The following is a 19,170-nucleotide window of genomic DNA, read 5'->3' as shown; positions in this document are numbered from 1 at the left end:
GATTATGATGTCTATTAAAACTATATTGATTAAAAATTTTAATTTTATTACTGTATATGTAATTGTTACTAATTATTATTTAATACAAAAAATTTATAATTATTTTAAAAAATTTATTATTTCTATTAGTAAAAATATTTTATAGATGAAACTATGTCTACTTTTTTAAAAAAACATGTAATTTTTATAATATAAAAAAATATATTTTAATTTTACCTAGAAAAAAAGAAAGATATTCAAAACTTTCTAAAATTAAGGATAGTTTTATTAATTTAATTATTTGTAAAGGATAAATATGAAATTATTTGCAGTATTTGGAAATCCTATAAAACATAGTAAGTCTCCAATTATACATAAATTATTTGCTAAACAAACAGGAATATTACAGAATTATATAAAAATTAATGTACCAATAAATTTTTTTTCTAAATCTATTAGAAATTTTTTTCAAAATGGAGGTTTAGGAGCTAATATTACTATTCCTTTTAAAAAAGAAGCATATAAAATATGTGATATACTAACTAGTAGAGCAAAATATTCTGGAGTTGTTAATACGATAAAAATTACAAGTTCTAAAAAAATTTTAGGTGATAATACAGATGGAATAGGATTATTAAAAGATTTAAAAAATTTAAATTTTATTACTACTAAAAGTAATATACTATTACTAGGTGCTGGAGGTGCTGCACAAGGAGTTATATATTCATTAATTCATTTTGGTTGTAATATTACAATTGTAAATCGTACTTATCAACATGCTAAAGATATTGTTCGATATTTTAAAAATATTAAAAAAATAAATTATTTAAAAATTGAAGATTTATCATATCATTCAATAAATAATATAAATTATGATATAATTATTAATGCTACTTCTAGTAGCATGAAAAAAAAAATTCCTAATATTCCTTCATCTATTATTAAGCCAAATATTTTTTGTTATGATCTTTTTTATAATAAAGGCAACACACCATTTTTAAAATGGTGTGTTGAACATGGTGTTAAAAATGTATCAGATGGTACTGGAATGTTAATTGAACAAGCAGCATATTCTTTTTATTTATGGCACGGTATTATACCTAATACAAAAAAAATTATTAGAAAATATATTTAATATCAGCAATCTATCTTTTTAAAAAGGTTTATTATATGAATTATAAATTACCAAAATTATTATATAAATATTCTGATTTAGAACCATTTTTTGATACAAAAACAATGGAAATACATCATACTAAACATCATCAAAATTATATTAATAATACTAATTTAATACTTAAAAAAAATAATATTAAAATTTTAAAGATAAATGAATTAATATCTAATTTAGATAATCTTTTAATTCCTATATCACAAAAAACGTTATTACGTAATAATGCAGGAGGTCATGCTAATCATAGTTTTTTTTGGAAAATTTTAAAAAAAAATACTAAACCTAATAATATTATATTAAATATTTTAAAAGATGAGTTTTCTAATTTTGAAAATTTTAAAAAAATTTTTGAAGAAAAAGCTTTAAAATTTTTTGGTTCAGGATGGATATGGTTAGTTAAAAAACAAAATTCTTTAAAAATAGTTACTACAGTAAATCAAGATAATCCACTTATGTTATTAAATAATCAAAAAGAATCTTTAGGATATCCCCTTATAGGATTAGATTTATGGGAACATGCATACTATTTAAAATATCAAAATAATAGAAATTTATATATTCAATCTTTTTGGAATGTTTTAAATTGGGATAAAGTATTACAAATATTTTTAAATAAATAAAAATATGATGTATTTTATTTATATAAATAAAATACATCTATTTATAGATATTAAAATATTTTAAAAAATTATTTTATAATTTTTGTTTTTATAAGGAAAATATTATTATGTCTTATGCATTAGAAATTAAAAATTTATCTAAAAATTATCCAAATAATTTTAAAATTTTTGAAAATTTTAATTTAAATATAAAAAAAGGAGATTTTTATGCTCTATTAGGTCCTAATGGTGCTGGTAAAACAACAATTATTAATATAATTACTTCTTTAATAAGTAAATTTTCTGGAAAAATAAAAATTTTTGGATTAAATATTACAACAAATACTCTACAAGTAAAAAAAATAATAGGATTAGTACCACAAGAATTTAATTTCAATCCATTTGAAACAGTATTACAAATATTATTTAATCAAGCAGGGTATCATGGTCTAAATAAAAAAAAAGTTGTAAATAAAATTTTGGAATATTTAAAAATTATAAAATTATGGAAATTAAGAAATCAAAAAGCTAAAAATTTATCAGGTGGTATGAAACGATGTTTAATGATTATTCGATCATTAATTCATAATCCTAAATTATTAATTTTAGATGAACCTACTACAGGAATTGATATTGAATCACGTTATAATATGTGGAATTTTTTTAAAAAACTAAATAATAAAAAAGGGATAACTATTATTTTAACAACTCATTATTTAGAAGAAGCTGAATTTTTATGTAATCATATTGGAATTATTAATAATGGTAAATTAATAAAAAATTGTACTATAAATAATTTATTAAATAAATTAAAATTTGAAACATTTATATTAGAGTATATAAATTTAAATAAAATTTTTCCTAAAATTCATGGATATAAATATACTATTATTAATAGTTCTAAACTAGAAATTATAGTTTTTCAAAATCAAAATTTAAATAATATTTTTATACAATTAACAAAACAAAATATTCAAGTTATGAGTTTAAAAAACAAGTATAATAAATTAGAAAAATTATTTATAGATTTTATTTCTAATTAAATTTTAACTATAAAAAAATCATAACAATGATAATACATCCCTATTTAATCGCATTATATACTCTTATAAAAAAAGAAATAAATAGATTTATTCGTATTTGGATACAAACTTTAATACCTCCTATAATGACAATATTACTATATTTTATAATATTTGGTAATTTTATTAGTAATAATATTAATAAAATATCTGGTTTTAGTTATGTACAATTTATTACACCTGGTTTAATCATGATGAGTATTATTAATAACTCATATTCTAATGTCGCATCATCATTATTTAATGCTAAATTTAATCGTTCTATAGAAGAACTATTAATAGCACCAATACCTACTAATATTATTATTTTAGGATATATCAGTGGAGGTATTTTAAGAAGTATTATTATTTGTATTTTTTTAACTATTACTGCTACTTTTTTTATTTCTTTACATATATATTCATGGTTATTTTTTATAATTTTTATATTTTTAACATCTGTTTTATTTTCTTTATTAGGTTTATTAACTGCTATTTTTGCAAAAAATTTTGATGATATTAATTTTATTCCCACATTTATATTAACTCCGTTAACATATTTAGGAGGTGTTTTTTACACTACTAATATTTTATCTTCTTTTTGGCAAAAAATATTAAAAATAAATCCTATATATTATATTATTTCTGTTTTTCGTTATAGTTTTTTAGGTATACATACAGTATCTTTATTTTTAACTATAAAAATTTTATTTTTTTTTATTGTTATCTTATATCTATTAATTTTTATTTTAATTGAAAAAAAAATATGTTTATTATATTAATAAATATGAGTTATTTAATAATATTTTTTTATCCTGCAATTTGTTTAGCACGTATTTCTGCTAAAGTTTTACAATCAATACATAAATTTGCAGTAGGTTGTGCTTCTAATCTTTTTAATCCAATTTCAATTTCACAACAATCACAATAACCAAAATTTTTTGTATTAAATTTTTTTAATGTTATTTCAATTTTTTTAATTAATCTTCTTTCTCTATCTCTATTACGTAATTCTAAATTAAATTCCTCTTCTTGTGTCGCTCTATCTATAGGATCAGGGAAATTAGACGTTCCGTCTTTAATATAAGTAACTGTATTATTAATTTTTTTATTTATTTTTTTTTTCCATGATTCTAATATCTTTTTAAAATGTAATAATTGTTTTTTATTCATATATTTTTCATTAGGTTTTAATTTGTATGGAGATACTCCAGCAAAAGATAAAATATTTAAAGATGATAAAAAATTATTATTTTTTTTCATTATTTTTCCAATAATTTAATAAATATTTTTATTTAAAATTAAAATTTAATAAGTATATTATACTTGATATAAGTTATCAAATTTATTAACTTGTTACTATTAATTTTAAATATTATTTATTTTCTTGTAAAAAGAATATAATTATTATATAATAGTAAAAATTAAAATATAGTTAAATAAGTTTTTTATCAAATTCATTAAAATAATTTAAATAATATTTATTTATATAGGAATCTTAAATTTATGCAGTATAAGAATAATATTATAATAAATTTAAATGATAAAAATTTTCAACAAGAAATAAATAAAAATAATTTAGTTTTAGTTGATTTTTGGGCTGAATGGTGTAATCCATGTAAAATTTTTTCTAAAGTTTTAGAAGAAGTATCACTGGAATATAAAAATATTGTTTTTGCTAAATTAAATATTGAAAATTATAAAACTATAACAGAAAAATATAATATTCGTAGTGTACCTACAATTTTATTATTTAATAATGGAAATATTATTGACAAAATAATTGGTTCTATAACTAAAATACAATTAAAAAATTTTTTAAACAAAAATTTAAAATAATATTTTAAATGAGTTATAAAATTTTTTAAAGGAGATAATATTATTATGAGTATTTTATTAATTAATAATAAAATAATAAAGTAAAATTTTAATTAAAATATATAAATGTTGTAATTATAACAATTATTTAATTAAAATTTATTCGTGTTAGTATTTTATAAATAAATTTTATATAAAAATATTTAAGAACCACTAAAGTTAAGACCTCACCATTATGAATCTTACCGAATTAAAAAATAAACCTATATCTGATTTAATAGATTTAGGTGAAAGTATTTATCTAGAAAATTTAGCTAGAATGCGTAAACAAGATATTATTTTTACTATATTAAAACAACATTCCAAAAGTGGTGAAGATATTTTTGGTGATGGAGTATTAGAAATATTACAAGATGGGTTCGGATTTTTACGTTCTTCTGATAGTTCTTATTTAGCAGGTCCTGATGATATATATGTGTCTCCAAGTCAAATTAGACGTTTTAATTTACGTACAGGAGATACTATTTCAGGTAAAATTCGTCCTCCCAAAGAAGGAGAAAGATATTTTGCTTTATTAAAAGTTAATCAAGTAAATTTTGATAAACCTGAAAATGCTAGAAATAAAATTTTATTTGAAAATTTAACACCATTACATGCAAACTCTAGATTAAGTATGGAAAGAGGTAATGGTTCTACAGAAGATTTAACTGCTCGCGTATTAGATTTAGCTTCACCTATAGGAAGAGGACAAAGAGGTTTAATAGTAGCACCTCCAAAAGCTGGGAAAACTATGTTGTTACAAAACATAGCACAAAGTATTGCATATAATCATCCTGATTGTGTATTAATAGTTTTACTTATTGATGAACGTCCAGAAGAAGTTACAGAAATGCAAAGACTAGTAAAAGGTGAAGTAATTGCATCAACTTTTGATGAACCTCCTTCTCGACATGTTCAAGTCTCAGAAATGGTTATTGAAAAAGCAAAAAGATTAGTAGAACATAAAAAAGATGTTATTATTTTATTAGATTCTATGACTAGATTAGCAAGAGCATATAATACTGTTGCACCTGCATCTGGTAAAGTTTTAACAGGAGGAGTTGATGCAAATGCATTACATCGTCCTAAACGTTTTTTTGGAGCTGCAAGAAATGTTGAAGAAGGAGGAAGTTTAACAATTATAGCAACAGCATTAATTGATACAGGATCAAAAATGGATGATGTTATTTATGAAGAATTTAAAGGAACTGGTAATATGGAATTACATTTATCACGCAAAATAGCAGAAAAAAGAGTATTTCCTGCCATAGATTATAATAGATCTGGGACAAGAAAAGAAGAATTATTAAGTTCACCTAAAGAATTACAAAGAATGTGGATTTTAAGAAAAATAATTCATCCTATGAATGAAATAGATGCAATGGAATTTTTAATAAATAAATTATCAATGACAAAAACTAATCATGATTTTTTTAACATGATGAAAAGATCTTAAATTAATTATATTAATATTTTTTTATTAAAATTTTTTTAAAAAAAATTTTTTAATATTAACAAATATTTATTTAAATATATTAATTAAAAAATTTTTATAAAAAAAACTAGACATTTAAGAAATGAATTTGTAATATTAATGTAATATAAATTACACTCGTATTTAGTTACGATAAAATATTTTTTCTAAAAATAAAAATTTAAAGTCCTTATTTTTATTGAATATATAAATAAATTATTGATTTTTATATTAAAATTAAATGTGGTGGTTATAGCTCAGCTTGGTAGAGCACTGGATTGTGGTTCCGGTTGTCATGGGTTCAATTCCCATTAACCACCCAAAATTTTTACGGCGAGTAGCGCAGTTTGGTAGCGCAACTGGTTTGGGACCAGTGGGTCGGAGGTTCAAATCCTCTCTCGCCGATAAAAATAACTTTAGTTTTTATAAATTTTTACTTGAAAAATTGTTTTTCATAAAATATTGTTTTATATCATTAATTGTAATTACTATCATTTTATTTTTTTTTGCAAAAGATATAGTATCAAATTTATTTGCCATGGTACCGTTTTTATTAGTTAATTCACATAATACACCCACAAGTTGCATTTTTGCAATTTTTAATAAATCTATTGTTGCTTCAGTATGTCCTTGTCTTTTAAAAAGACCTCCATCTACAGCTCTTAATGGGAAAACATGTCCTGGTTTATTTAAGTCTGTAGGAATTACATTATCAGAAATAGCAGTTTTTATAGTTGTAAATCTATCTTTTGCAGAAACACCAGTAGAAATACCTTTAGCTGCTTCAATACTAACAGTAAATCCTGTTTTATAAAAATTAGTGTTTTTTTTTACCATCATAGGTAATTTTAATTTTTTACGTAAATACTCTGTAATGCATAAACAAATAATACCACTACCATATCTAATAGAAAAAGCAATATTTTCTATAGAAATATTTTCTGCTGCAAAAACAATATCACTTTCATTTTCTCTTTTTTCATCATCTAAAATTAAAATACCTTTTCCCTTTTTTAAGAAATTAATAGCATTTTTAATGCGTGTTTCAATATTACCAAATTCTATATCAAGTAAATTCATAAAATAATATTTAAATTATAATTTAATGATATTATATATTAATTTAGTAAAATAAAAAAAATAATATTTTATTTATAAAAAATAAATTTTTTATGTTTTAAAAAAAATTTAGGAGTAATAAATTGAAAATTTATTTAGTTGGTGGAGCTGTTCGCGATCATTTATTAAAAATAAATGTAAAAGATAAAGATTGGGTTGTTGTCGGAGCTGATATAAAATCTATGTTAAAATTAGGTTTTAAATTAGTTGGTAAAGATTTTCCTGTTTTTTTACATCCTAAAACATATGAAGAATATGCATTAGCTAGAACTGAATATAAATCAGGACATGGTTATAAAGGTTTTAAATATTATGTTACACCTAATATTACTTTAAAAGAAGATTTATTACGTAGAGATCTTACTATTAATGCTATTGCGCAAAATAATTTAGGAAAATTTTATGACCCGTATAATGGGTTGCAAGATATCAAAAATCGTATATTAAAACATGTATCTTCATCATTTAAAGATGATCCTTTAAGGGTTTTAAGAGTAGCTAGATTTGCTGCTAAATTAAACTATTTAAATTTTAAAATTCATGATAGTACATTACAATTAATGAAAATTATGAGTAATTCTGGAGAATTATTATATTTAAAACCTGAAAGAATTTGGAAAGAAACATACAGTGCACTTCAATCTAAAGATCCTCAAATATATTTTCAAATATTAAGAAAATGTAATGCTTTGTCTGTAATTTTTCCAGAAATAGATCAATTATATGGTATACCTGCACCAATAAAATGGCATCCAGAAATTGATACTGGAATACATACAATACTTACATTAAAAATTATTTCTAAACTTACAAAGAATGTATCAACAAGATTTGCAGCATTATGTCATGATTTAGGTAAAGGATTAACTCCAAAAAAATTATGGCCTAGACATCCAGGACATGGTATAGCTGGAATACCATTAATTAAAAAATTATGTAAAAAATTAAAAGTACCTAATAATATTAAAAAACTATCTATTTTAGCAGCTAAAGTACATGATATTATTCATGATATATATCATCAAACACCAGAAAACATATTGAATATATATAATATTATTGATGCTTGGCGCAAACCTGAAAGAGTAAAACAAATTGCTTTAATAAGTGAAGCCGATGCAAGAGGTAGATTAACGTTAGAATCAATTAAATATAAACAAGGTAAATATTTTATTAAAATGTATAAATTTATTTCTACATTAAATATTAAAAATATAATTAATAATATTAATTTAAAAGGAGTTAATATAAATAAAGAGATTCAAAAAGAAAGATTAAAATTATTAAAATATTTTTTAAAATTTAAATATTAATTATTTTTTATATTTTAATTAATAAATTAATAATAAAATTAATATTAAAAATATACGATATATACTAAACCATATTAAAGAAATATTATTTATTACATAAATAAATTTTTTTATTATAAATAAACTAATGATAAATGAAAGAAAAAATCCTATAAACAAGATTTTAAGATTATTGGAAGTTATAATTGAATAATTTTTATATAACGTTAATAAATTTGCTCCTAAAATTACAGGTATAGATATAATAAAACAAAAATCTATAGCAATAGAACGTTGTATTCCTAATAATAAACTTATAGATAATGTTGATCCTAATCTAGAAATACCCGGTAATAAGGCTAAACATTGGAAACATCCAATTATAAAATTGAAATAATATGAAATAAAATTAATATTTTTAATATATACTTTAGGTTTATATATTTCAGAAAATAATAATAATAATCCTCCGAAAAATAATCCATATTTAATAAATAATATATTATTAATTTTTATTATTTTATAAAAAAAAATTAACCCTATAAAAATTATTGGTGATGTAGATATTATTATATTAAATATATTAATTTTTTTTTTATTAAAAGAATTATAATAAATTGTATTTAATATAATTTTAATAATTTTTTTCCAATATATAATAAAAATTGCTAATGTTGATCCTAATTGTAGGATAACTTCGAAAATTTGTAAATTTTTATCATTAATAATATTTAGTATTTTAGAAAAAATAATTATATGAGCACTTGAAGATATTGGTAAAAATTCAGTTAAGCTTTGTATCATACTTAATATTATAATAGAAAAAAAATCTAATTTTATCATAAAAACCTCAAATATTAAAATTTTACAATAAAAAATTATCTTCTAAAGAAAGTTTAGAATTTACAACTATATTAGTTAATATATATTTTTTTTCTTTTTTAAGAAGTTTTTTTGATCCAATATAAGCAATCATTCCAGCATTATCTGTACATAATTTTTTATTACTATAAAATAATTTAATATTATACTTTTGAAAATTTTGATAAAAAATTTTTCTTAATTTTTTGTTTGCACTAACTCCTCCAGCAATAACTAATTGATTTATATGATATTTTTTTAAAGCCCATAAACTTTTTATATATAAAGTATCAATAATTGCATCTTCAAATGCAAGTGCAATATTTGCCCTAACTTGAAAATTTTTTAAATCTTGTTTTTTTATAAAATTTTGGATAAAAGTTTTTAATCCAGAAAAACTAAAATCTAAATTATTTTTTTTAGATGTCATTGGACGAGGAAAAATAAATTTTTTTGGTATACCGTATTTAGATAATTGAAATAAATTTTTACCTCCAGGATATTTTAATCCTAATAATTTAGATACTTTATCTAAAGTTTCACCTACAGCATTATCTATATGTTTTCCTAAAATTTTATATTTTCCAAATTTATATACATATATTAATTGTGTATGTCCACCAGAAATTAATAAACCAATAAAAGGAAAATATGGTTTTTTTTTTTGTAACATGATTGAAAATAAATGACCTTCCATATGATTTACTGGAATAATAGGAATGTTTAAGGCAAATGCTAAAGTATGTGAAACAGTAGCTCCTACTATTAAAGAGTTTATTTGTCCTGGCCCTGCAGTATAAGCTATAGCATCAATATTATTTAAATTTTTATTAATTTTTAATAAAGATTTTTTAATTAATGGGATAATTTTTTTTAAATGATTTCTAGCAGCTATTTCAGGTACTATACCTCCATATTTAGAATGAATTTTTTGTGTACAAACATTATTACATAATATACCTTTTTTATCATCATAAATAGATATTGATGTATCATCACATGATGTTTCTATACCCATAAAAAGCATATTTTTCCTTAAAATTATAATTTTTTTATGAATAAAATAAAAAATTATTTATATAATTTAAATATTATATTATAATATAATATATGATTATAATATAGTAAATATTATATATTCTAAACTAAAGGATATTATATGCCAATCATTAAAATACGTGATAATGAACCATTTGATTTAGCTTTAAGACGTTTTAAACGTTCATGTGAAAAAGCAGGAATTTTATCAGAAGTTAGACGTAGAGAATTTTACGAAAAACCAACAACAGCAAGAAAAAGAGCAAAAGCTTCTGCAAAAAAAAGACATATTAAAAAAATATTAAGAGAAAATTCTAAAAGAATTCGTTTATATTAAAAATTATCTTTTTTTATAAAAATAATAAATTCAAAAATTAATTTTATGATTAAATATGTATCTCGTATATTTATTAATAATTTATTAAATCAAGTTGACATTGTAAAATTAATTATAGATAAAATTAAATTAAAAAAAAAAGGTAAAAATTTTTTTGGAATTTGTCCTTTTCATATAGAAAAAAATCCTTCATTTGTTGTTAATTCTGAAAGACAATTATACCATTGTTTTGGTTGTGGTGCACATGGTAATATTATTGATTTTATTATAAATTATGAAAATTTATCTTTTCTTGAAAGTATAAAATTATTATCAAATATATTTAATATACCTATTGAAGATAATAATAAATCTTTTCTTTTTAGAAAGAGAATAAAAGATAATATTTATTATCAATTAATGTTTAATTTAAGTTTTTTTTATAAAAATTATTTATTTAAATCTTTAGGTAAAACGGCATTAAAATATTTATTAAACAGAGGATTTAATTTATATATTATAAAATATTTTTCTATTGGTTTTTCTCCCTTATATTGGGCTAATAAAAGATTCCGTAATACAAAAAATATAGAAATTTTACATAAAAAATTAAAAATTTTAAAATTAAATAAACATAACCATAATTATTATGATATTTTTTATAATCGTATCATATTTCCTATTAAGAATATACATGGATTTATAGTTGGTTTTGGAGGAAGAGTTTTTGATAATAAAGAACCTAAATATTTAAATTCTTCAGAAAATAATATTTTTTATAAAAGTAATGAATTATATGGATTATTCGAAATAAAAAAAGAAAATAATATTTTAAAAAAAATAATTGTAGTAGAAGGTTATATTGATGTAATTAGTTTATTCCAATTTAATATAAAATATGCAGTTGCTATACTAGGAACTGTTATAACTAGTGTTCATATAAAAAAGTTATTTAATATAACCAATAACATTATTTATTGTTTTGATGGAGATCAAGCAGGCATAGAAGCACAATGGAATTCGTTAAAAAAAAGTTTACCTTTTTTAGTAAAAGGAAAACAAATATTTTTCATGATTTTACCTAAAGGAGAAGATCCTGATAGTTTAATTAGAAAAGAAGGAAAAAATCTTTTTGAAAAAAGAATAAATAATACTTTATCATTTTCACATTTTTTTTTTAAAACATTATTTTTAAAAAATTTGTTTTCTTCTTGTGAAGAAAAAACTAATTTCATATACAAAGCTTTATCTTTTATAAAATTGATTCCTGATAATTTTTTTCAAATTAATTTAATACAAAAATTAGGAGAAAAAATAGGAATATTAAATTTTTTAGATATATATAATTTTTTATATAATCAAAAAGAAACTATTATAAATAATAGTTTTAAAAAAACTACTGTTCGTAGATTATTAAGTTTATTAATACAAAATCCTAAATTAATTAAATTAGTACCTAAATTTAAATATTTTAAAAATTCGAATATAAATGGTTTATTTTTTTTTATAAAATTTGTAAATTTTTATAAAAATAAACATATTACGACAGCTGAAATATTAAAACAATATAAAGGAACAAAGTTAAATAAAATCATTAAAATGTTAATTACATGGGATCATATGATTCCTGATCATCAAATAAAAACATTTTTTATATATTTAATAAACAAATTAAAAATAAATATATTGGAAAATAGACAAGATTATTTAATATCTTTAGATAGAAAACAAGGATTAAGTAATGAAAAAAAAAAAGAATTATGGTCTTTAAATAAAATTTTAATTAAAAAAAAAAATAATTTAAAAATTTAAATAAAAAATTATTAAAATATTATAAGTAATATATTTTTTAAATAAAAAATTTATTTAAATATTAATAAATAATATTATGGAACTATTTATGGATTATAACTCAAAATTACAGTTTAAACTTCTTGTAACTAAAGGTAAAGAACAAGGTTATTTAACTTTTTCAGAGATCAATGATCATTTACCTGATAATATAATTAATTCTGATCAATTAAAAAATATTATTCAAATGATAAATGATATGGGTATCCAAGTCATGGAAGAAGCTCCTGATGGTGATGATTTAATTTTAAATAATAATGAAAATAATACAACAGAAGCAGAAGACGCAGTACAAGTATTATCTAATGTAGAATTAGAAATGGGTAAAACTACAGATCCAGTAAGAATATACATGAGAGAAATGGGTACTGTAGAATTATTAACAAGAGAAGGAGAAATTAATATTGCGAAACGTATAGAAGAAGGTATTAATCAGATGCAATCTGCAATAGCTGAATATCCTAAATCAATTAAATATTTATTAGAAAAATATGAAAAAGTTAAATCTGGAAATATTCGTTTATCAGATTTAATACATGGTTTTATCAATAATAATTTTAAAGAAAATATCGTATTTTCTTCTAATGTTAACTTATCTAATAATATACAAATAGAAAATAATGAAAATATTATAGATTGTAAATTTGCTAAAAAAAAATTTTCAGAATTAAAAAAACAATATTATAAAACATTAGTCTTAGTAAAAAAAAATGGTAGATATCATAATAAGTCAATAAATGAAATTAAAAATCTTTCAAAAATTTTTAAACAATTTCGTTTAATATCTAAAGAATTTAATTATTTAGTAAAAAAAATGCGTTCTATAATATTTAAAATACATATAGAAGAACGTAATATTATGAATTTAATACTTAAAAATTATTATATATCAAAAAAAAAATTTATTTCAATTTTTTATGGTAATGAAACAAATAAAAAATTATTTTTAAATAAAATAAAATATTTTCAATATAAAAAAAAATATAATATATATGAAAAAAATTTATTTTTAAATCAATTTCATAATTATATAACTAAATTAATTAATATTGAAAAAAAAACTGGATTAACTATTTCACAAATTAAAAAAATTAATAAAAAAATTACTATAGGTGAAATAAAAGCTAAAAAAGCAAAAAAAGAAATGATTGAAGCTAATTTAAGATTAGTTATTTCTATAGCTAAAAAATATACAAATAGAGGATTACAATTTCTTGATTTAATTCAAGAAGGAAATATAGGCTTAATGAAAGCAGTTGATAAATTTGAATATAGAAGAGGTTATAAATTTTCTACATATGCCACATGGTGGATTAGACAAGCTATAACAAGATCAATTGCTGATCAAGCAAGAACTATAAGAATTCCTGTGCATATGATTGAAACTATTAACAAACTTAATCGAGTTTCTAGAAAAATATTACAAGAATTAGGTAGAGAACCTACACCAGAAGAATTATCAGAACATATGCTTCTTCCTGAAGATAAAATTAGAAAAGTATTAAAAATAGCAAAAGAACCTATTTCAATGGAAACTCCTATAGGAGATGATGAGGAATCACATTTAAGTGATTTTATTGAAGATAATAATTTAGAATTACCCTTAGATTCTGCAACTTCAGAAAGTTTAAAAGTAGCTACATATAATATTCTTTCTAGTTTAACACCAAGAGAAGCAAAAGTATTAAGAATGAGATTTGGTATTGATATGAATACAGATCATACTTTAGAAGAAGTAGGTAAACAATTTGATGTAACTAGAGAAAGAATTAGACAAATAGAAGCAAAAGCATTAAGAAAATTACGACATCCTAGTCGATCTGAAATATTAAAAAGCTTCTTAGATAATTAATTAATATTATTTAATATGATTAAGTAATTAATATTTTAATTACTTAATCATATCAAATTTATTTTTTTATAAATATATTTTCTTCTTTTCTAATAGTTAATACTTTACTCCCTCCATCAGTAATAAGTACTGTATGCTCATATTGAGCTGAATTAGTTTTATCTATAGTTTTTACAGTCCAATTATCATTCATTACATATACACCATGATGTCCTATATTAATCATAGGTTCAATTGTAAATATCATACCAGATTTTAAGATTATACCATAATCATATGATTTATAATGTAATATTTGAGGATCTTCATGAAAATTTTTACCTATACCGTGACCACAATAGTTTCTAACTACAGAAAAATTTTTAGATTCAACATATTTTTGTATTGTCTGCCCAATTTTATATAATCTTATACCAGGTTTTAAAATATTAATAGCTTTATATAAACTTTTTTGGGCAGTTAAACATAATAATTTAGATTTTTTAGAAACATTATTGCCTACTAAAAACATTTTTGATGTATCTCCATAATAATTTTTATATAATACTGTTACATCTATATTTACAATATCTCCATTTTTTAAAATTTCTTTTTTATTTGGTATTCCGTGACACACAACATCATTTATAGAAATACATACTGATTTTGGAAAACCTTTATATCCTAGAGTAGCTGATTTAGCTTTTTGAATATTTGTAATATAATTATGACATATATTATTTATCTCTTCAGTACTAATTCCCGGTATAATATAATTTTTAATCATTTCTAATACTTCAACTGCTAATTGACAAGATTTATAAATTTTTTTTATTTCTTTAGAATTTTTAATGAATATTTTCATTATTTTCTTTTTATAAAATATTAATTATATAATATATAATGTTATATTATATACATAATTTTAATAACTTTAAAAATAATTAAATTAAATTTATTTAAGAAAATTTTTGTATAAATATTAATTATATAATATGATTTTATTTATATATAAAATAAGGATAATATAATGTCTATATCTATTAATGAAATGTTTAAAGTAGGAGCTCATTTTGGACATCAAACACGTTATTGGAATCCAAAAATGAAAAGATTTATTTTTAATGATAAAAACAAAATACATATTATTAATTTAGATAAAACTATTCAAATGTTTAATATTGCATTAAAAGAATTAAAAAAAATTACTTCTCGTAAAGGGAAAATTTTATTTATTGGAACAAAGAAAGCAGCTTCTTCTCTTATAAAAGAAACAGCTATTAATTGTAATCAATTTTTTATTAATCATCGTTGGTTAGGAGGAATGTTAACTAATTGGAAAACTGTTAAAAAATCTATTAAAACATTAAATGAATTAGAATTACAAAGTAAAGATGGAACGTTCAAAAAGTTAATAAAAAAAGAAGCTTTAACACGTAATAGAAAATTATTAAAATTAGAAAAAAGTTTAGGTGGTATTAAAAATATGGGAGGATTACCTGATGCCATATTTGTAATAGACGCAAATCATGAAAAAATTGCAATAAGTGAAGCTCGAAAATTAAATATTCCTATTTTTGCAATAATAGATACTAATTCTAATCCTGAAGGTATTAATTTTGTTATCCCTGCTAATGATGATGCTGTCCGTGCTATAAAATTATATTTATATTATATAACTCAAACTATATCAAATAATAAACTTAAATTAAATAATAATTTAAATTAAAAAAAGGAGATAATATTGAAAATTAATATTAATAAAATTAAAGAATTGAGAAATATAACAGGTATTAGTATTATAAAATGTAAAAAAGCATTAAAAGCAACAAAAGGTAATATACAGAATGCAATAAGTTATATAAGAGAACATTTTGAAATAGAATCTATTAAAAAAGAAAATTGTGAAACAAAAGAAGGATTAATTTTTGATTATATAACAAAAGATTTCGGAATATTATTAGAAATAAATTGTCAAACTGATTTTGTTGCAAAATCAATGCATTTTATTAATTTTGGACATGAAATTTTAAAATATGTTATAAAAAATAATCAAAAAAATATAAATATAATAAAAGAAATTTTTAATCATAAAAGAATAGAACTAATTAGTCTTTTAAAAGAAAATATATTTATTCATCATCTAGAATATATTAAAGGTGAATTTATAGGAGAATATATACATCATAATAAGCATCTTGGTATTATTATTAAATCTAATATTAATAATCGATCATTAATGAAAAAAATTTCTATGCATATAGCTATGTTAAGGCCAAAATATATACAAGAAAAAAATATTCCTTCTATTATTATCAAAAAAGAATATGAATTACAAAAAAATATTGCAATTAAAGAAAATAAACCTAAAATTATTATAAAAAAAATTATAGAAGGACGTATAAAAAAATTTATAAATAATGTTACACTATATAATCAAAAATTTTTATTAAATAATAATAAAACAGTATTTGATATTTTAAGTGAAAATAAAATGAAAATTTTAAATTTTTTATGTTTAGAAATTGGTAGTAATATAATTAAAAATTAATTATTTTATTTATATAACTAATTAATTTTATATGTATAAAGTATATAAAAAATAAATATCTTATGAATAATACTACAAAAAAAACAGTTTATAATCGGATCATACTAAAAATTAGTGGAGAATTTTTGCAAGGTAAAAATCTATCTGGTATAGATAATAAATTATTAGATTATATTATACAAGAAATAAAAAGTATTTTACCTTTAGGTGTTGAAATCGGTATAGTAATAGGGGGTGGTAATTTATTTAGAGGTAGATATTGTAACAAAAATAATAATATAAAAAGAGTTTTAGGTGATCAAATTGGTATGATATCAACTATAATTAATGGTTTATTATTATATCATTCTATTAAAAATAAATTAATTAATGTATATTTAATGTCTTCTTTACCAATACAGGGTATTTGTAAAGAGTACAATACTTTTAAAGCAATTGATTTAATTAAAAATAATATAGTTATATTAACAGGAGGTATTGGTAATCCATTATTTACTACAGATACTACAGCATGTTTAAGAGCTATAGAATTAGAAGCTGATGCTGTATTAAAAGCAACTAAAGTTAATGGAGTTTATTCTCAAGATCCTATAAATTATTCAAATGCTAAATTTTTTAATATGATAAATTATGATTATGTTATAAAAAAGAAAATCCAAATTATGGATAATACTGCATTTTTTTTAGCACGTGATCATAATATACCTATACATATTTTTAATATTCAAAAACCTGGTTCTCTTTATAAGATTTTAACTGGGCAAATTATAGGAACAATAATAAAAAATTATTAAATAAATTTAGTTTAAATAAAGGATATTTATATGGAAAATAATATTATTAATGATAATAAAATAAGCATGCAAAAATGTTTAAATACGTTTATTAAAAAAGTAAATATTTTATCACAAAATAGATTATCTCCTTATTTATTAAATCATATTTGTTTAAAATTAAATAATAAATTAACACCTATTAATCATATATGTTCTATAGTATTAGAAAATAATTCTACTCTTAAAATTACACCATTTGACATTACAATAAAAAAAAATATAGAAAAAAGTATTATACTTGCAAATTTAGATCTAACAACCAAAATTATTGGACATAATATATATGTATATATACCTCCTATTACAGAATTTAGAAAAATAAAAATTATTAAAAATATAAAAACAGAAACTGAACAAAATAAAATTAATATTAGAAATATACGTAGAAAATCAAACCATAAAATTAAAAATTTATTTAAAAATAAACAAATAAATGAAAATCAAGAAAAAATTTTATATAATAAAATTCAAAAACAAACAGTTTTTTATATTAAAGAAATTCAAGAATTTTTTAAAAAAATAGAAAGAAATTTTTTCTGTTAGTATTTTAAATCATAATAAAATTTTTTTTATTTAATAAATAAAATTTTAGATTTTTAAAAATGAAAAAAAAAAATAATTATCTTAATTTTTATCCTAAACATATAGCTATTATTATGGATGGAAATAGAAGATGGGCAAAAAAAAATAAAAAATTAAATTTTTTAGGACATAAAGAAGGAGTAAAAACTGTAAAAAAAATTATTGGTTTATCTTTAAAATATAAAATTAAAGCATTAACTTTATATGCTTTTAGCAGTGAAAATTGGAAAAGATCTAATCAAGAAATTAAATTTTTAATGGATTTATTTCAAGAAATATTAGATATAGAAGCAATAAATTTAAAAAAACAAGATATATGTTTAAAAATTATTGGTAATATAAATCAATTAAATTTTTCTTTACAAAAATCTATTAATAAAGCAGAGTTTTTAACAAAAAATAATAATAAATTATTATTAAATATAGCCATAAATTATGGTGGACGTTGGGATATAATTAATAGTGTAAAAAAAATAGCTTTTAAAATTCATAAAAAATTATTACATCCTGATGATATTGATGAAAATATGATAAGTAGTTATATTTGTTTAAATAAAATTTTTCCTATAGATCTAGTAATTAGAACAGGAGGAGAATATCGTATTAGTAATTTTTTAATTTGGCAAATTGCCTATTCAGAATTATATTTTACCCAAACATTATGGCCTGATTTTAATGAATATGATTTTAAAAAAGCACTTAATTCTTTTAAAAGAAGAAATCGCCGTTTTGGGGGGAATTAAATAAAT

The 19,170-nt window shown here is 19.7% G+C and carries 20 protein-coding genes and 2 tRNA genes; 17 read left to right on the top strand and 5 right to left on the bottom strand.

Annotated elements, in window-relative coordinates:
• Window positions 1-295: 295 nt before the first annotated feature.
• From aroE to GJT99_RS01205, 4 genes are all read left to right on the top strand, one after another.
• A complete protein-coding gene (gene aroE / locus GJT99_RS01220; RefSeq protein WP_168893902.1) occupies window positions 296-1,114 on the top strand; it encodes a shikimate dehydrogenase in 819 nt (272 codons plus the stop codon).
• Window positions 1,115-1,149: 35 nt separating this feature from the next.
• On the top strand, window positions 1,150-1,773 hold the full coding sequence (locus tag GJT99_RS01215) for a Fe-Mn family superoxide dismutase (RefSeq protein WP_168893901.1): 624 nt from the start codon (window positions 1,150-1,152) through the stop codon (window positions 1,771-1,773).
• 107 nt (window positions 1,774-1,880) lie between these two features.
• On the top strand, window positions 1,881-2,795 hold the full coding sequence (locus tag GJT99_RS01210; RefSeq protein ID WP_168893900.1) for an ABC transporter ATP-binding protein: 915 nt from the start codon (window positions 1,881-1,883) through the stop codon (window positions 2,793-2,795).
• A gap of 29 nt (window positions 2,796-2,824) precedes the next feature.
• A complete protein-coding gene (locus tag GJT99_RS01205) occupies window positions 2,825-3,595 on the top strand; it encodes an ABC transporter permease (RefSeq protein ID WP_168894093.1) in 771 nt (256 codons plus the stop codon).
• 28 nt (window positions 3,596-3,623) lie between these two features.
• On the opposite strand, the gene dksA is transcribed toward GJT99_RS01205, so the two are convergent.
• A complete protein-coding gene (gene dksA, locus GJT99_RS01200; RefSeq protein ID WP_168893899.1) occupies window positions 3,624-4,076 on the bottom strand; it encodes an RNA polymerase-binding protein DksA in 453 nt (150 codons plus the stop codon).
• A gap of 243 nt (window positions 4,077-4,319) precedes the next feature.
• Here dksA and trxA point away from each other — a divergent pair, with 243 nt between their 5' ends.
• The 4 genes from trxA (at window position 4,320) to GJT99_RS01180 (ending at window position 6,549) form a co-directional block, all read left to right on the top strand.
• Entirely contained in the window at window positions 4,320-4,652 is a 333-nt protein-coding gene (trxA, locus tag GJT99_RS01195) for a thioredoxin (RefSeq protein WP_168893898.1), read from the top strand.
• Window positions 4,653-4,866: 214 nt separating this feature from the next.
• Window positions 4,867-6,126, top strand: coding sequence for a transcription termination factor Rho (gene rho / locus GJT99_RS01190; RefSeq protein ID WP_168893897.1), 1,260 nt, complete (start codon window positions 4,867-4,869; stop codon window positions 6,124-6,126).
• 264 nt (window positions 6,127-6,390) lie between these two features.
• Window positions 6,391-6,464, top strand: a tRNA-His gene (locus GJT99_RS01185).
• A gap of 11 nt (window positions 6,465-6,475) precedes the next feature.
• Window positions 6,476-6,549: transfer RNA gene (locus GJT99_RS01180), tRNA-Pro, on the top strand.
• An 18-nt stretch (window positions 6,550-6,567) separates the two neighbouring features.
• On the opposite strand, the gene ribB is transcribed toward GJT99_RS01180, so the two are convergent.
• Window positions 6,568-7,224, bottom strand: coding sequence for a 3,4-dihydroxy-2-butanone-4-phosphate synthase (gene ribB, locus GJT99_RS01175; RefSeq protein WP_168893896.1), 657 nt, complete (start codon window positions 7,222-7,224; stop codon window positions 6,568-6,570).
• Between the two features lie 122 nt (window positions 7,225-7,346).
• Here ribB and GJT99_RS01170 point away from each other — a divergent pair, with 122 nt between their 5' ends.
• Entirely contained in the window at window positions 7,347-8,576 is a 1,230-nt protein-coding gene (locus tag GJT99_RS01170) for a multifunctional CCA addition/repair protein (RefSeq protein ID WP_168893895.1), read from the top strand.
• Between the two features lie 18 nt (window positions 8,577-8,594).
• Here the strand turns inward: GJT99_RS01170 and GJT99_RS01165 are convergent, their stop codons facing one another.
• Together GJT99_RS01165 and tsaD are read right to left on the bottom strand one after the other, a co-directional pair.
• Window positions 8,595-9,398, bottom strand: a complete 804-nt coding sequence (locus tag GJT99_RS01165; protein ID WP_168893894.1) for an undecaprenyl-diphosphate phosphatase — start codon at window positions 9,396-9,398, stop codon at window positions 8,595-8,597.
• A 22-nt stretch (window positions 9,399-9,420) separates the two neighbouring features.
• On the bottom strand, window positions 9,421-10,443 hold the full coding sequence (tsaD, locus tag GJT99_RS01160; protein ID WP_168893893.1) for a tRNA (adenosine(37)-N6)-threonylcarbamoyltransferase complex transferase subunit TsaD: 1,023 nt from the start codon (window positions 10,441-10,443) through the stop codon (window positions 9,421-9,423).
• Window positions 10,444-10,575: 132 nt separating this feature from the next.
• On the opposite strand from tsaD, the gene rpsU reads away from it, so the two are divergent.
• From rpsU to rpoD, 3 genes are all read left to right on the top strand, one after another.
• The gene (rpsU, locus tag GJT99_RS01155; RefSeq protein ID WP_168893892.1) at window positions 10,576-10,791 is read left to right on the top strand and encodes a 30S ribosomal protein S21; all 216 of its coding nucleotides are present in this window, start codon (window positions 10,576-10,578) and stop codon (window positions 10,789-10,791) included.
• Between the two features lie 45 nt (window positions 10,792-10,836).
• Window positions 10,837-12,582 (top strand): DNA primase, encoded by a 1,746-nt coding sequence (gene dnaG, locus GJT99_RS01150; protein ID WP_168893891.1) that lies wholly within the window; start codon window positions 10,837-10,839, stop codon window positions 12,580-12,582.
• Window positions 12,583-12,670: 88 nt separating this feature from the next.
• The gene (rpoD, locus tag GJT99_RS01145) at window positions 12,671-14,473 is read left to right on the top strand and encodes an RNA polymerase sigma factor RpoD (RefSeq protein ID WP_168893890.1); all 1,803 of its coding nucleotides are present in this window, start codon (window positions 12,671-12,673) and stop codon (window positions 14,471-14,473) included.
• A gap of 58 nt (window positions 14,474-14,531) precedes the next feature.
• On the opposite strand, the gene map is transcribed toward rpoD, so the two are convergent.
• Window positions 14,532-15,317, bottom strand: coding sequence for a type I methionyl aminopeptidase (gene map, locus GJT99_RS01140; protein ID WP_168893889.1), 786 nt, complete (start codon window positions 15,315-15,317; stop codon window positions 14,532-14,534).
• Window positions 15,318-15,479: 162 nt separating this feature from the next.
• Between map and rpsB the strand changes: the two genes are divergently transcribed.
• From rpsB to uppS, 5 genes are all read left to right on the top strand, one after another.
• The gene (gene rpsB / locus GJT99_RS01135; protein ID WP_168894092.1) at window positions 15,480-16,181 is read left to right on the top strand and encodes a 30S ribosomal protein S2; all 702 of its coding nucleotides are present in this window, start codon (window positions 15,480-15,482) and stop codon (window positions 16,179-16,181) included.
• Between the two features lie 15 nt (window positions 16,182-16,196).
• The gene (tsf, locus tag GJT99_RS01130) at window positions 16,197-17,003 is read left to right on the top strand and encodes a translation elongation factor Ts (protein ID WP_168893888.1); all 807 of its coding nucleotides are present in this window, start codon (window positions 16,197-16,199) and stop codon (window positions 17,001-17,003) included.
• Window positions 17,004-17,065: 62 nt separating this feature from the next.
• Window positions 17,066-17,797, top strand: coding sequence for a UMP kinase (pyrH, locus tag GJT99_RS01125; RefSeq protein WP_168893887.1), 732 nt, complete (start codon window positions 17,066-17,068; stop codon window positions 17,795-17,797).
• Between the two features lie 30 nt (window positions 17,798-17,827).
• Window positions 17,828-18,382 carry a ribosome-recycling factor gene (locus GJT99_RS01120; protein WP_168893886.1) on the top strand — a complete coding sequence of 185 codons (555 nt, stop codon included), beginning with the start codon at window positions 17,828-17,830 and terminating at the stop codon, window positions 18,380-18,382.
• A gap of 59 nt (window positions 18,383-18,441) precedes the next feature.
• A complete protein-coding gene (uppS, locus tag GJT99_RS01115) occupies window positions 18,442-19,164 on the top strand; it encodes a polyprenyl diphosphate synthase (protein WP_168893885.1) in 723 nt (240 codons plus the stop codon).
• Window positions 19,165-19,170: the final 6 nt, after the last annotated feature.

The organism is Enterobacteriaceae endosymbiont of Donacia cincticornis (assembly GCF_012568845.1).
Lineage (GTDB): Bacteria > Pseudomonadota > Gammaproteobacteria > Enterobacterales > Enterobacteriaceae.
Note: the sequence above shows the minus strand (reverse complement) of the source record. Positions and strands in the feature narration are given on the sequence as shown.

Excerpts from the sequence above, each read along its gene's own strand:
- uppS (WP_168893885.1), top strand. The coding sequence starts at position 18,442 with ATGAAAAAAAAAAATAATTATCTTAATTTTTATCCTAAACATATAGCT.
- dksA (WP_168893899.1), bottom strand. The coding sequence starts at position 4,076 with ATGAAAAAAAATAATAATTTTTTATCATCTTTAAATATTTTATCTTTT.
- ribB (WP_168893896.1), bottom strand. The coding sequence starts at position 7,224 with ATGAATTTACTTGATATAGAATTTGGTAATATTGAAACACGCATTAAA.
- GJT99_RS01210 (WP_168893900.1), top strand. The coding sequence starts at position 1,881 with ATGTCTTATGCATTAGAAATTAAAAATTTATCTAAAAATTATCCAAAT.
- tsaD (WP_168893893.1), bottom strand. The coding sequence starts at position 10,443 with ATGCTTTTTATGGGTATAGAAACATCATGTGATGATACATCAATATCT.
- GJT99_RS01165 (WP_168893894.1), bottom strand. The coding sequence starts at position 9,398 with ATGATAAAATTAGATTTTTTTTCTATTATAATATTAAGTATGATACAA.
- trxA (WP_168893898.1), top strand. The coding sequence starts at position 4,320 with ATGCAGTATAAGAATAATATTATAATAAATTTAAATGATAAAAATTTT.
- map (WP_168893889.1), bottom strand. The coding sequence starts at position 15,317 with ATGAAAATATTCATTAAAAATTCTAAAGAAATAAAAAAAATTTATAAA.
- rho (WP_168893897.1), top strand. The coding sequence starts at position 4,867 with ATGAATCTTACCGAATTAAAAAATAAACCTATATCTGATTTAATAGAT.
- aroE (WP_168893902.1), top strand. The coding sequence starts at position 296 with ATGAAATTATTTGCAGTATTTGGAAATCCTATAAAACATAGTAAGTCT.
- pyrH (WP_168893887.1), top strand. The coding sequence starts at position 17,066 with ATGAATAATACTACAAAAAAAACAGTTTATAATCGGATCATACTAAAA.
- dnaG (WP_168893891.1), top strand. The coding sequence starts at position 10,837 with ATGATTAAATATGTATCTCGTATATTTATTAATAATTTATTAAATCAA.
- GJT99_RS01120 (WP_168893886.1), top strand. The coding sequence starts at position 17,828 with ATGGAAAATAATATTATTAATGATAATAAAATAAGCATGCAAAAATGT.
- rpsU (WP_168893892.1), top strand. The coding sequence starts at position 10,576 with ATGCCAATCATTAAAATACGTGATAATGAACCATTTGATTTAGCTTTA.
- GJT99_RS01215 (WP_168893901.1), top strand. The coding sequence starts at position 1,150 with ATGAATTATAAATTACCAAAATTATTATATAAATATTCTGATTTAGAA.
- rpoD (WP_168893890.1), top strand. The coding sequence starts at position 12,671 with ATGGATTATAACTCAAAATTACAGTTTAAACTTCTTGTAACTAAAGGT.